11 protein-coding genes are annotated in these 13,698 nt (G+C 45.9%); all 11 read right to left on the reverse strand.

Features of this window, described 5'->3' with window-relative positions; translation table 11 throughout:
- Positions 1-95 precede the first annotated feature (95 nt).
- The 11 genes from lpxC to murE all read right to left on the reverse strand — a co-directional run bounded on the left by lpxC (position 96) and on the right by murE (position 13,680).
- Positions 96-1,013 (reverse strand): UDP-3-O-acyl-N-acetylglucosamine deacetylase, encoded by a 918-nt coding sequence (lpxC, locus tag OCV19_RS13810; protein WP_010434751.1) that lies wholly within the window; start codon positions 1,011-1,013, stop codon positions 96-98.
- Between the two features lie 96 nt (positions 1,014-1,109).
- On the reverse strand, positions 1,110-2,339 hold the full coding sequence (gene ftsZ, locus OCV19_RS13815) for a cell division protein FtsZ (protein ID WP_017059291.1): 1,230 nt from the start codon (positions 2,337-2,339) through the stop codon (positions 1,110-1,112).
- A gap of 31 nt (positions 2,340-2,370) precedes the next feature.
- Positions 2,371-3,639, reverse strand: a complete 1,269-nt coding sequence (gene ftsA / locus OCV19_RS13820) for a cell division protein FtsA (RefSeq protein WP_010434747.1) — start codon at positions 3,637-3,639, stop codon at positions 2,371-2,373.
- Positions 3,632-4,324 carry a cell division protein FtsQ/DivIB gene (locus OCV19_RS13825; protein ID WP_017059290.1) on the reverse strand — a complete coding sequence of 231 codons (693 nt, stop codon included), beginning with the start codon at positions 4,322-4,324 and terminating at the stop codon, positions 3,632-3,634. The genes ftsA and OCV19_RS13825 overlap by 8 nt, the downstream gene beginning before the upstream one ends.
- 278 nt (positions 4,325-4,602) lie before the next feature.
- Positions 4,603-6,063 (reverse strand): UDP-N-acetylmuramate--L-alanine ligase, encoded by a 1,461-nt coding sequence (gene murC, locus OCV19_RS13830; RefSeq protein ID WP_065676114.1) that lies wholly within the window; start codon positions 6,061-6,063, stop codon positions 4,603-4,605.
- A gap of 13 nt (positions 6,064-6,076) precedes the next feature.
- On the reverse strand, positions 6,077-7,138 hold the full coding sequence (murG, locus tag OCV19_RS13835; protein WP_065676115.1) for an undecaprenyldiphospho-muramoylpentapeptide beta-N-acetylglucosaminyltransferase: 1,062 nt from the start codon (positions 7,136-7,138) through the stop codon (positions 6,077-6,079).
- 12 nt (positions 7,139-7,150) lie between these two features.
- Entirely contained in the window at positions 7,151-8,347 is a 1,197-nt protein-coding gene (gene ftsW / locus OCV19_RS13840) for a cell division protein FtsW (protein WP_065676116.1), read from the reverse strand.
- Positions 8,348-8,369: 22 nt separating this feature from the next.
- Positions 8,370-9,686, reverse strand: a complete 1,317-nt coding sequence (gene murD / locus OCV19_RS13845) for a UDP-N-acetylmuramoyl-L-alanine--D-glutamate ligase (RefSeq protein WP_065676117.1) — start codon at positions 9,684-9,686, stop codon at positions 8,370-8,372.
- 57 nt (positions 9,687-9,743) lie between these two features.
- Complete coding sequence (mraY, locus tag OCV19_RS13850; RefSeq protein ID WP_019824581.1) at positions 9,744-10,826, reverse strand: phospho-N-acetylmuramoyl-pentapeptide-transferase; 1,083 nt, start codon at positions 10,824-10,826, stop codon at positions 9,744-9,746.
- Complete coding sequence (locus tag OCV19_RS13855) at positions 10,823-12,196, reverse strand: UDP-N-acetylmuramoyl-tripeptide--D-alanyl-D-alanine ligase (protein WP_065676118.1); 1,374 nt, start codon at positions 12,194-12,196, stop codon at positions 10,823-10,825. Before OCV19_RS13855 ends, mraY begins: the two co-directional genes overlap by 4 nt.
- Complete coding sequence (gene murE / locus OCV19_RS13860; protein ID WP_065676119.1) at positions 12,196-13,680, reverse strand: UDP-N-acetylmuramoyl-L-alanyl-D-glutamate--2,6-diaminopimelate ligase; 1,485 nt, start codon at positions 13,678-13,680, stop codon at positions 12,196-12,198. Before murE ends, OCV19_RS13855 begins: the two co-directional genes overlap by 1 nt.
- Positions 13,681-13,698 lie beyond the last annotated feature (18 nt).

Here is a 13,698-nt window from a genome sequence, read left to right on the forward strand (position 1 = left end):
TTTCGGATGTTGACGACACTGTATCTGGAAAATAGATACAAAAAAACCAGGTTAATGACCTGGTTTTCGAAATCTTATATTGTTGTAAACAACAATTACGCTAGAACCATTCCTGGCTCAGCAAATGCAACAGGAGAGCCTACTTCTTCTTCGAATGTTGCCCATTCCCAAGCTTCTGCGTCAGCAAGTACTGCACGTAGTAGTTGGTTGTTTAGGCCGTGACCTGATTTGTATGCACGGAACTCACCAATAATAGCGTGTCCACACATGTAAAGGTCACCAATCGCATCCAGTACTTTGTGAGTTACGAACTCATTGTCAAAACGTAGACCTTCTTCATTAAGAATTCGGTATTCGTCTAGAACGATAGCGTTATCGAAGCTACCGCCAAGTACTAGGTTTTGAGATTGTAGATACTCAATATCGCGCATGAAGCCGAAAGTACGAGCGCGAGAGATTTCTTTCACAAAGCCTTGTGAAGAGAAATCAAACAACAAACGTTGCTCATCAGATTCAATTGCTGGGTGGTTAAAGTCGATCTCAAAGTCCATACGGAAGCCGTTAAATGGAACAAACTCTGCCCACTTATCGCCATCTTCAAAACGGATAGGCTTTTTGATACGAATAAAACGCTTCGCTGCATTCAGTGTTTCTACACCCGCTTGCTGTAGCAAGTATACAAATGGGCTTGCGCTACCATCCATAATTGGGATCTCAGGAGCATCTACTTCAACAATAATGTTGTCGATGCCCATACCCGCTAGAGCTGCGTTAAGGTGTTCCACTGTAGAGATACGTACGCCTTCGTCATTAACAAGAGCTGTACATAGCATAGTGTCACGAACTGACGCTGGATCAGCTGGGAAATCTACAGGTGGATTTACATCTGTACGACGATAAACAATGCCTGTATTTGCAGCTGCCGGGCGAAGAGTAAGTGTGACTTTACGACCAGAGTGGAGACCCACACCAGTTGTTTTCACAATTTCTTTCAGAGTACGTTGTCTGATCATCTGCTTGCCTCGTTATCAGTGCTACAAATCACGGTCAGTATTTACCGACCGCGAATTTTACCATTAATTCGACGATAGTCAAATTTTGGGTATTTGTTAATCAGCCTGACGTCGTAAGAATGCTGGAATATCTAAGTATCCACTCTCTTTCTCAGCCTTAGGTGCTGCACTTTGGCTAGCGCCTGTACCTGAAGAAACAGGTGACGTTGTTGGCTGCGGCTTAACTTGAGGTTTAACCTCAGTTTTTTCTTGCAATGGCTGTGCCACTTTCTCTTCCACTTTTGGTGCAGTTTGAGCCGCTACCTGTGGTTGAGGAGTTGGTGCAACCTTAGCTTTACCACCAGCAACTAAAGTAATGTCTGGTTTTTTCTCTGTGCCGATACCTGTTGCTACAACAGTTACACGGATCTCATCCGTCATATCAGGGTCTAGAGAAGTACCGATCACAACTGTTGCGTTATCAGATGCGAATGCCTTAACTGTATTACCTACTGTTTCGAACTCATCTAGACGCATATCTAGGCCTGCAGTGATGTTCACAAGAACGCCACGCGCGCCAGCTAGGTCGATGTCTTCTAATAGTGGGCTAGAAATTGCCGTTTCAGCAGCTTCTTCAGCACGGTCTTCACCTTTTGCGATACCGCTACCCATCATTGCATGACCCATCTCAGACATTACGGTGCGAACATCCGCGAAATCGACGTTAATCATACCAGGGCGAGTAATTAGCTCAGCGATACCTTGTACAGCGTTTTTAAGTACATCATTTGCACTTGCGAAAGCTTCTAGCAGAGTTACGCCGCGGCCAAGTACTTTAAGTAGCTTCTCATTTGGAATCGTAATTAAAGAATCCACATGTTTAGAAAGCTCTTCAATACCTTGCTCAGCAAACGCTAAACGCTTTTTGCCTTCAAAGCTAAATGGCTTAGTTACAACAGCAACCGTTAGCACACCCAACTCTTTCGCAACTTCAGCAATAACTGGAGCAGCACCTGTACCAGTACCACCGCCCATACCAGCTGCGATAAATACCATATCGGCGCCAGTTAGAACTTCTTTAATTCTTTCTCGATCTTCGAGAGCTGCATCACGGCCTACTTGTGGGTTTGCACCAGCGCCCAAACCTTTAGTGATATCACCACCAATTTGGATCACGCTGCTCACGCTTGTTTTACGAAGTGCTTGTGCATCAGTGTTAACACTGATGAATTCTACGCCTTCGATTGATTCACGTACCATGTGCTCAACAGCGTTACCGCCACCGCCACCAACTCCAACGACTTTAATTACTGCATCGTCAGACATTTCCATCATCGGTTCAAACATGTGTTATCTCCGTTTTTTCCTGCAACTCAGGTTAAAACTCTTTTTGTATCCAATTACGCAATTTGCCAAATAAACCAGACATAGAAGGTGCTGAACGCTTAGGTTCGCTGTAATCACCTTCATCACTGATCTGACAATCTCTTGCGTAATGAAGTAAACCAACCGCCGTAGAATGATACGGCTCTTTAACATAGTCAGTTAAGCCACTAACTTCTAACGGCTTACCAACTCGAACTTGATTGCGGAAAACACGTTCCGCACACTCTACCAATCCGTCAATTTGTGCCGCTCCACCAGTGAGAACGACGCCAGCTGCAAGGTGGTGTTTAATACCTTCATCTCGTAGCTGTAATTGAACCGTATCAATAGTTTGGTTAACGAGACCCATAAGTTCAGTGTAACGTGGTTCAATCACTTCCGACAAAGTTTGTCGTTGCAAACTTCTCGATGGGCGACCACCAACACTTGGGACGTTAACAGAATCATCCTTGCTTACGAGTTCACTCAGAGCGCAACCATGGTTTACTTTTATCTCTTCAGCATCGCTCACTGGCGTGCCGAAAGCGAAGGCAATATCACTGGTTACTGCATTTCCTGCGTAGGAAAAGACTTCTGTGTGTCGAAGTGCGCCGCCAGTCCAAATGGAAATATCCATTGTACCCGCACCGATATCGACCACACACACTCCAAGCTCTCTCTCGTCTTCAGTAATTACCGCATTGCTTGAGGCAAGTCCTGAAAACACGATTTGTTCTACTGTGAGACCACATCGTTCAACAGCTTTAATAATGTTTCTCGCCATGTCGCTATGGCAAGAAATTAGGTGAACACTGACTTCCATTCGAACACCAGATAAGCCAAGTGGGTTCTTAATCCCTTCTTGATAATCAATGGTAAATTCTTGTGGGATCACGTGCAGAATTCTCTGCTCATCACCTATTTTAATTGATTTCGCGGTATGGATCGCTCGATCCATATCGTCTTGAGACACCTCTTCATCAGAGATCGTGCCCATGCCTTTTTCAATTCGGCTTGCGATATGTTTACCCGATAGCGAGATAAATACATTGCTGATTTGGCATTCCGCCATCAACTCTGCTTGATCAATAGCTCGCTGAACCGACTTAACTACCGACTCTAGGTCGTTTACACCACCTTTATCCATACCTCTGGATGGGCTTTGCCCAGAACCAATGATATTGATTTGACCATCAGGCAATATTTCACCAACCAGAGCTGATATGGTCGCAGTGCCTATATCAAGACCAACGATTATGTTGTCATCTGCGGTCTTAGTCATCTGTGCTCTCTTCTAACTCTTGCTCTGGAAACCAGCCTACAGCGGCTCCCGTATCATACCTGAGGTCGATGTAGCTCACTTGATTCGCTTTACTACCAAGTTCGTTGTAAAGCGAAATGAAGCGTTCAACACGCTCATCTAAAGAATCTTTACCTAGTTCTAAACGGATACCGTTATCTAGGATTATTTGCCAAGCGCGACGCTCATTGAGAACGAGAGAGGTAACGGTTAACCCTAGACTGTTAATCAAAGGGGTTATCTGTCGCCACTTTTCTATCACTTCTTGGCTGGTGCCGTCTGGGCCGTAAAGCTTAACTCTATCACCCTTCAACAGGCCGATATCACCATTAAACACCTGACCATCGTCATTCAGCAGCATGTTGCCGTTCCAGATTGCTGCTGCATGGTACTCAGTCAAAAATACTTTTATTGTGTCTGGCCACTGCTTACGAATGGAGACCACTGAAACCCAAGGTAACGCTTCTAAACTGTCTTGCAACACACCGATGTCTTGCGACATGAAGGTTCCAATATGCTCTAGCTCGCTAAAGGCATGTTGAACATCACCAGCGGTTACGTAAGTTAAGTCGCCCTGAAGTACTATTTTGGAGAGAGGCAATCGCTGATCGTCCCACATCCAAGTTAGTGTGGTATAGAAAAGAAACCCAATGAATAGCAATACCATGACAAAAAAAGACCCGCCTAAGGCGTGTTTCTTGAGCGACGGTAAACTGAATAGGTGGCGGTTTTCGCTAAAAGTACTTTCTACCAAAGCCCGCATTCCCTGTCGTTGGTTCGCAATTCTATTCCCTATCTTCGTAATAGAGGTAAAAGCACTTACTTTAACCTATGAATTATACTGAGCAAAATCAAACTATCAAACGTTGATAATAAGATTTTTGGTCAATTTTAGGTCAATCGCAAGAAGTGAGCGATTGACCACAGTCTGTAGACAGTATTCTGTTACGCGTTCTGCATTTTATTAATGTCTAACTGTAACGATTCCAACTGCTTCGCTACTCGACCAACATCGCCTGCACCCTGCGTTAAAACAAGGTCACCGCCTTGAATTACGTTGGCTAAAGTCGATGGCAGTGCGTTGATATCGGCAACAAAGATTGGATCTATCTTACCACGCCCACGAATAGTTCGACTTAATGAGCGTCCGTCAGCCCCTGCAATAGGTTTCTCACCTGCAGAATAAACATCTAACAGAATTAGGACATCAACCTGCTCAAGAACGTTCGCAAAATCATCATACAGATCACGAGTACGGCTATAACGGTGCGGTTGGAAGATCATAACAAGACGTTTATCAGTCCAGCCACTACGAGCAGCTTGAATCGTCACATCAACTTCGGTTGGGTGATGACCGTAATCATCGACCAACATTGCCACGCCTTTACCTGTTTCGTACTCACCTAGGTGATCGAAACGACGACCCGTGCCTTCGGTTCCCGCCATCGCTTTTAGAATCGCTTCATCGCTGATGTCATCTTCTGTTGCAACAGCAATCGCCGCGGATGCATTCAATGCATTGTGACGACCCGGAATGTTTAACGTGATATCAAGGTTAGCTTTACCTTCACGTACCACCGTGAATTTGCCTTGCTGGCCTTCTTGTACGTAGTTCTCAATACGAATATCCGCATCTTCTGAGAAACCGTAAGTAATCACCTGGCGACTTACCTGAGGAATAAGCTCACGCACTACTGGATCATCAACACACATCACAGCCTGGCCGTAGAATGGTAGGTTGTGTAAGAAATCGATAAACGTCTGCTTTAGCGTTTCAAAATCGCCGCCGTAGGTATCCATATGATCCGCTTCAATGTTAGTTACGATACTAACCATTGGTTGCAGATGTAAGAATGAAGCATCACTCTCATCGGCTTCAGCGATAAGAATACGGCTTGAACCTAAACGTGCGTTAGTGCCAGCACTTTTCACCAAACCACCGTTTACGAAGGTTGGATCTAGGCCTGCTTCCGAGTAAATCTGTGTCACTAGCGCAGTCGTGGTTGTCTTACCGTGCGTACCTGCCACAGCAATGCCGTGACGAAAACGCATTAGCTCAGCCAGCATTTCTGCACGACGAACGATCGGTGTGCGCGCTTCACGAGCTGCAATAATTTCTGGGTTTTCTTCGTTGATAGCGGTTGAAACCACCACCACACTTGCGTCGGCAACGTTACTCGCTTGGTGACCGATATAAACGGTCGCACCCTTGCTAACTAAACGATCAGTCACTGGGTTTTGAGCAATATCAGAACCCGTGATCTGGTAGCCTTCATTTAGCAAGACTTCAGCAATCCCGCTCATTCCGGCACCACCAATACCAATGAAGTGGATAGATTTAACACGGCGCATCTCTGGCACCATTGCACGGATTTGCGCTAAGTCTTGGGTATGTTCAATCGTCATCAATTCAATCTCATTATTTTGCTAAAGCTTTAATCGCTTCAGCGACGGTCACATCAGCATCAAGCTTGGCGGCTTGACGAGCTTTTGTTGCCATCATTTTTAATTCATTTCTATCAAGCTGCGCGATAGTGTTCGCTAGCTTATCAGCCGTTAGTTGAGGCTGTTCAATCATTAACGCTGCGCCACATTCAACTAAATGGTCGGCATTCAACGCTTGTTGTCTGTCTTTGTGCATAAACGGAACGAAGATAGATCCGACACCTGCCGCAGACACTTCTGATACGGTTAATGCACCTGAGCGACACACTAATAGATCTGCCCACTCATAAGCTTGCGCCACATCATCAATAAATTCAGTCACTTGAACATTATCAACAGAATGTGATTTGTATTGCTCAATAACTTGTTGTTGATTGTTTTTACCCGCTTGGTGCATCACAGTGAATCCTTCACCAAGCTGCGCCATTGTTACTGGCAAGGTATCGTTTAGGATTTTTGCGCCCTGACTGCCGCCCATAACCAAGATGCGGATGTCACCATCTCGCTCAGCCATGCGTTGCTCGGGTTCAGCTAAGGCAACCACATCTTCGCGTACTGGGTTACCCACCACTTCTGCGGTAGGGAAAGCACCAGGGAAAGCTTGGAAAACCTTTTTAGCAATCTTAGACAGCCATTGGTTGGTTAAACCTGCCACTGCATTTTGTTCATGCAGAACCACTGGAATGCCAGACAACCATGCCGCGATACCACCCGGGCCACTCACGTAACCACCCATGCCAAGCACCACATCAGGTTGCCATGCTTTAATGTGTTGTCTTGCTTGAAGTATGGCATTAATAATCTGGAACGGCGCTTTAATTAACTTGCTAATGCCTTGACCACGCAGGCCTTTCACCTTGATGAAGTCGATCTCAATACCATGCTTTGGTACCAAATCCGCTTCCATTCGGTCTGCCGTTCCTAACCAGCGAATTTCCCAGCCTTGTTGCTGAAGCTTTTTAGCTACCGCTAACCCTGGGAAAACGTGACCGCCAGTACCACCAGCCATCACTAAAAGTTTTTTGTTTTGTTTCATCACGTTATATTCTTATTCTACTAATTCGTTTTGATTATCGGCTTGTTCTTTTTGTTGCATTCGACATTCGTGATCGATACGCAGCAGCATAGATACCGCCACCGACATCACGATAAGACTTGAACCACCATAACTGATCAGCGGCAAGGTTAGACCTTTGGTTGGGACAATGCCTGAAGCTGCACCCACGTTAACAAGCGTCTGAAATGCAAACCAAATACCGATGCCAAATGCCAGGTAGCCACTGAATACTTGGTCATTTTCAAAGGCCTTTTTGCCAATAAAAATGGCTTTAAAAACCAAGCTAAAGATGAGTATCAACACCAAGGTCACGCCAACAAAACCCAATTCTTCTGCCAGCACAGCAAATACAAAATCGGTGTGCGCTTCGGGTAGGTATTCGAGTTTCTGAATTGAGTTACCGAGCCCTTGTCCCATCCAATCACCACGGCCAAACGCCATCAATGACTGAGTTAACTGGTAACCACTGCCGAACGGGTCGTTCCAAGGTTCCCAGAATGAGGTAACACGTCGAACACGATAAGGTTCTATAACAATCAAACCGACGACCGCAGCAATACCTGCCACCATCAAGGCGATGAATTGTGAAAGCTTGGCACCCGCAATGAATAGCATGCCGAACAGGGTCACTAGCATTACGACCACAGTACCTAAATCGGGCTGGCCAAGCAGCAACACGGCAAAAGCACCGAACACCATGATAGGCTTACCAAAACCACCGAAGAAGGTTTTTCTGACTTCATCTTGTTTACGAACCAAGTAGCCCGCCATAAAGATAAACAGCGATAACTTGGCGACTTCAGCGGGTTGTAAGTTAAATAGCCCTAATGGGATCCAACGCGATGCGCCGTTAACCGACTTACCGACGGCTAATACCACAATCAGCAAGAAGAAGGACAAGCCCAGTAGATACATACTGTATTGAAACCAGCGCTGCATCGGGATTTGCAATGTGACGCTAGAGACACCTAACGCCAATACAAGGAAGATGGCATGACGGAACATAAAGTGAAACGGCTGATCGGTTAAACGAGCACTGATAGGAAACGAAGCCGATGTTACCATCACTAAGCCCGTCAGCATCAGTCCAAGAGCAATCCATACCAATTGACGATCGTAAAGCGCCTCTGGTGTGGCACGGTTAAGCCATTGCCAAATAGATTGATTAATCTCTCTCACTCTTTGCACTGAATGTTAGTCCTTCAACACGTTAGGCATACTCATGAGCAAGTTCAGTGAACGCATCACCCCTTGCCATGAAGTTATTAAATTGATCGAAGCTGGCACACGCCGGAGACAACATCACCATATCACCAGCCACTAACTGCTTCGAGATACTCTCGATAATGTCACCCATAGTTTCAAACGTCTTAGACGATGGGTGTAACGGAATAAATTGCGCGGCATCTTCACCGAAGCAACACAGTTGAACACGCTCTAGCTGTGATAACACAGGTTCAAGCTCACTAAAATCAGCGCCCTTACCTACACCACCCACCAGAAGATACAAGGTGCCTTGATATTCTAAGCCCGACAGAGCCGCTAATGTACTGGCTACATTGGTTGCTTTCGAGTCGTTAACCCACTTAATAGAACGCTTATCAGCCACCACTTGGCAACGATGCGTTAAACCGTTGTAGGCCTTCAGAGCTTCAAGGCTTTTGCTGTAATCAATACCGACTTGTTTAAGCAGTGCTAGCGAGACTAGCGCATTTGCCACATTGTGACGTCCAACCAATGTTAAATCTTGAGTAGCAAGTACTGGCTTGCTGTTATCCACCAGCCATTCAGTACCATCAATCGTCGCCACACCAAACTCTTGCTCGTCGAGTCCGAATGTCACTAATGGCATACTGTGGTCAGGATAAGTCTCTTTGTCTTCGCGGTTTACAATCGCGTACTGAGCGTTGTTAAAAATTCTTAATTTGGCGTCACGGTAATCGGCCATGCCTTGATAGCGATCCATATGATCTTCTGACAAGTTCAAAAAGGCCGCCGCTGCAAGGTTTAGACTGGATGTTGTCTCTAGCTGAAAGCTTGAAAGCTCAAGGACATATAAATCAGCATCAAGCTCAAGAAGGTCTAAGGCAGGAATACCGATGTTGCCACCAACACCAACGTTAAGACCAGCAGCCTTTGCAAGTACACCCGTTAGATCGGTCACCGTGCTCTTGCCATTGGAACCTGTGATAGCCACAACAGGTTTGTCTACCGCCCAGCCAAACAGTTCAATATCGCCAACAACCGGAGTTCCCGCCTGAATAACATCTTGTATTTCAGGCGTCGCTAAGGCGATACCTGGGTTAGCAATCACCAAATCAGCTTCCGCTAACCATTGGCTATTCCAACTTCCAGAATGCAGTTCTACCGATTCAGGTAAAGATTCCTTTCCTGGTGGTAGCTCTCGAGTATCAATCACCTTCACATGAGTATGAGGCTGATATTTTACGAGATGTTTAACGACAGAGAGCCCGGTAATACCGAGCCCCACAACCACTACATTTTGAATATTTTGCCAACGTTCCATTTAAACAAGATGCTCTTAATAGTTTTAAAGAGCCTCTAATCAGAGGCTCACATAAGATTAACGAACTTTCAGTGTCGCTAGGCCAACCAGTACTAATACCATTGAGATGATCCAAAAGCGCACGATTACGCGCGGTTCTGGCCAACCTTTCAGTTCATAGTGGTGGTGAATCGGAGCCATGCGGAAAATACGCTGACCACGCAATTTGTAAGAGCCCACCTGCAGAATAACTGACAAGGTCTCCATTACAAACACACCGCCCATGATAACCAGTACCAACTCTTGGCGAACTAACACAGCAATCACACCCAATGCACCGCCCAGTGCTAGTGAGCCAACATCGCCCATGAATACTTGTGCTGGGTAGGTGTTGAACCATAAGAAGCCAAGCCCAGCACCCACGATAGCAGTACATACAACTACAAGCTCAGAAGTGTATGGGATGTATGGAATGTGTAGATATGCCGCGAAGTTAACGTTACCTGTCGCCCAAGCAATCACAGCAAAACCAGCAGCAACCATCACTGTTGGCATAATCGCCAAACCATCTAGGCCGTCTGTTAGGTTCACCGCGTTACTGGTACCCACAATAACAAAATAAGTCAGTACGATGTACAATAAACCTAATTGTGGCATCACATCTTTAAAGAAAGGCACCACCAGTTGGGTTGCCGCTGTATCGTGTCCGTGAGCATACAGAGCAAACGCCACAACCAATGCAATAGCCGATTGCCAGAAGTACTTCCAACGAGCGATCAAGCCATCTGTGTTTTTACGAACCACTTTACGGTAGTCATCAACAAAGCCAACCGCACCGTAACCGCCAAGGACAACCAATACCGCCCAAACGTAAGGGTTAGAAAGATCAGCCCACATTAATACCGTAATAATAATGGCAGCTAGGATCATCACACCGCCCATGGTTGGTGTACCACGTTTGCTAAAGTGAGATTCAGGGCCGTCATTACGAACAACTTGGCCAATTTGTAGCATTTGCAGACGCTCAATTAAACGAGGGCCCATCCACAGCGACAGGCATAAAGCCGTCAAAATACTCGCGATTGCACGAAACGATAGGTATTCGAACAAACGGAAAAAAGAAAGGTGTGGCTGTAGTAGCTCTGCAAGCCAAATTATCATGAAAAGTTCTCCTTTAAAGCAGCGGCTATTTTACTCATTCCTGCACTATTCGCGCCTTTTACCAACAAGGTATGTGACGCGTTTTCTGGCAAGCATAAGTGCTGCTCTATGTGCGCGATCATCGCTTGATGCGTTGCGAAGTGGTTACCATTACAGACCTCACTAATCACCTTGGTATCATCACCGTAAGTGAGTACATGCTCAAAAGCGAATGGGGCAGCATATTCACCGACTTGACGGTGAAGTGCAAGGCTTTCGTCGCCTAATTCAGCCATATTGCCTAAAATCAGCCAACGTCGACCTTTGAAGCTCGACAGCAGTTTGGCTGCCGCCTTCATCGCGGGTACGCTGGCGTTATAACTGTCATCTATCAGCTTGATATTCTGACTTAATTGTTGAACCTCAACTCGCCCTTTGACAGAGATAAGATTCGCTAAACCATTTTTTACTTCTTCAAGCGTGGCACCAAACTGAATGCTCAACGCTGCTGCCGCCAACGCATTCGCTACGTTATGCTGACCGATAATGCCAAGCTCAACCGGCATAGCGCCTTGCGGCGTTTGCATCTCAAAGCACGCTTCGCCCTGCTCATTAATGCGAATATTCTTAGCAAAGTAATTTGCCGTGCTGTCGCTTTCTGAAAATGTCAGTACCGTTTTATCTGCGAGTACTTCATTCCAAAAGTCGCCACCGTTGCTTTCTAAATTAACAATAGCAGTATCACCAGCAGCAAGCCCCTGAAAGATTTCACCTTTCGCTTGTTTAACACCATCAATTGAGCCAAAGCCCTCTAGATGCGCGGCAGCAACGTTATTCACTAAGGCCACCTGTGGTTTCACAAGCTGCGTGGTATAGGCAATTTCACCAATGTGGTTCGCGCCCAGTTCTATCACGGCATAGTCGTCATTGGGTTCACTGCGCAGCAAGGTTAGTGGTACTCCAATATCATTATTGAAGTTACCCGCTGTAAACAGCACTTTGCCACGTTGCTGCAGAATGCTCGCGACCATCTCTTTGACGGTCGTTTTGCCACAGCTTCCTGTTATCGCCATGGTTGGCACGTTACATTGTTTGTGGATCCAAGCACTTAGTTGACCTAAAGCAAGTTTAGTGTCTTCAACAACAACTTGAGTAATATTTAGGTCAAGTTTTCGTTCGACTAACAACGCGCTCGCATTTGCCTCAACCGCTTGATGACAAAAGTCATGCGCATCGAAGCGTTCTCCGACAATAGCCACAAACAATGCGCCTTCTTCAACGGTGCGAGTGTCGGTAGAAACGGCATTAATTAAGGCATTGTTTGAGTTACCAGACTCAATCAACTCACCGCTGACAGCTGAACAAATCTGTTCGAGTGATACATCAATCATTATGAAATACCTAAAAGTTGAAGCGCAGACTCTCGATCTGAGTAATGGATCGTTTCGTCTTTTAATACTTGGTAATCCTCATGGCCTTTACCAGCCAAAAGAATAATGTCATTGCTGTCTGCCTGTTCAAGCGCGAACTTAACCGCTTGGTAGCGATCGTGTTCCACAAATGCAGATTCAGGTTTGCTTAAGCCTGCCAGCATGTCTTTGACAATCAATGCCGGATCTTCGCTACGAGGGTTGTCATCTGAAATAATGATTTTATCGGCGAACTGCTCTGCGGTCACTGCCATCATAGGACGCTTACCAGTGTCACGGTCACCGCCGCAGCCAAAGATAGCCCACAATTTTCCAGAACAATGAACTCGCAATGCTGCTAATGCTTTTTCTAAAGCGTCTGGCGTATGTGCGTAATCGACAACCACTTTTGCTTTGTTCTGCACTTGGAATAGCTCCATTCGGCCAATCACAGGTTGCAGCTGAGGCGCAGTGTCGACCAAGATTTGCTTATCGATACCTAATGACAGCAAGGTCGCAAAGGCAACCAGTACGTTTGATGCGTTGAACTGACCAATTAATGGAACAGAAAGATCGCCTTGCCCCCAATTACCATCGAAAGAGAGCTTAATCCCAGTTTCTGCATAGGCAACATCAGATGCCCATACCGACTGTTGGTAGCCCGTTAATGGAAGTAATGAAACAGCAATCGCATTCGATAAATCTGTCATCCAAGCTTTGCCCACTTCGTCATCAACGTTTATGACAGCGTGCTTGCATTTGTGCTCAGTAAACAGGCTCTTCTTAGCTAAAGCGTACTCTTCCATCGTGCCATGGTAATCAAGATGATCACGGCTCAAATTAGTGAATACACCGACTTCAAAGTCCAAGGCTTTAACGCGACCTTGCACCAAACCATGAGAAGATATTTCCATAGCTGTGTAAGCCGCATTTTCTTCCGCTAACTCACTCAGTGTGCGTTGTATTTCAATCGCACTGCCGGTGGTATTCGCCGCGGTTTTTAGATTGTCTAAAAAGCCATTACCCGTGGTGCCCATTACCGCAGAGCGTTGACCAACAAGGTCAAGCCACTGAACTATCAATTGGGTAATGGTGGTTTTGCCATTGGTGCCGGTAACACCAATCAGCTTAGTTGCTTGAGACGAGTAAACACGACCGGCCAACTCAGATAACACCAAGTTAAGGTCTTTAATGTAAATTACTGGAACAGCATCCAACCACTCAATCAGACCATGGGCCTTTTCAGCATCAGCTTGTGCGATAACGGCATTGCTTCCCTGTGCGACCGCTTTGTCGATGAAACGACGGCCATCAACAGCATGCCCAACCACAGCAACAAAAATATCGCCGTCTTTGATGGCACGACTATCCAACTCCAACTGCTCAACAGCAATCGCATCCAGCTCAGGTGAACTAAAGTCACCCCAAGGAAAAAGTAAAGATGACAGCGTGAGGCTATTACTCATATTGAATCCTGATTGGCT

Origin of the sequence: Vibrio celticus, assembly GCF_024347335.1 — a bacterium.
GTDB lineage: Bacteria > Pseudomonadota > Gammaproteobacteria > Enterobacterales > Vibrionaceae > Vibrio > Vibrio celticus.

Bases quoted from the DNA above. Each gene is read 5' to 3' on its own strand.
- lpxC (WP_010434751.1), bottom strand. From the start codon at position 1,013: ATGATCAGACAACGTACTCTGAAAGAAATTGTGAAAACAACTGGTGTG.
- ftsZ (WP_017059291.1), bottom strand. From the start codon at position 2,339: ATGTTTGAACCGATGATGGAAATGTCTGACGATGCAGTAATTAAAGTC.
- ftsA (WP_010434747.1), bottom strand. From the start codon at position 3,639: ATGACTAAGACCGCAGATGACAACATAATCGTTGGTCTTGATATAGGC.
- OCV19_RS13825 (WP_017059290.1), bottom strand. From the start codon at position 4,324: ATGGTATTGCTATTCATTGGGTTTCTTTTCTATACCACACTAACTTGG.
- murC (WP_065676114.1), bottom strand. From the start codon at position 6,063: ATGACGATTGAACATACCCAAGACTTAGCGCAAATCCGTGCAATGGTG.
- murG (WP_065676115.1), bottom strand. From the start codon at position 7,138: ATGAAACAAAACAAAAAACTTTTAGTGATGGCTGGTGGTACTGGCGGT.
- murD (WP_065676117.1), bottom strand. From the start codon at position 9,686: ATGGAACGTTGGCAAAATATTCAAAATGTAGTGGTTGTGGGGCTCGGT.
- mraY (WP_019824581.1), bottom strand. From the start codon at position 10,826: ATGATAATTTGGCTTGCAGAGCTACTACAGCCACACCTTTCTTTTTTC.
- OCV19_RS13855 (WP_065676118.1), bottom strand. From the start codon at position 12,196: ATGATTGATGTATCACTCGAACAGATTTGTTCAGCTGTCAGCGGTGAG.
- murE (WP_065676119.1), bottom strand. From the start codon at position 13,680: ATGAGTAATAGCCTCACGCTGTCATCTTTACTTTTTCCTTGGGGTGAC.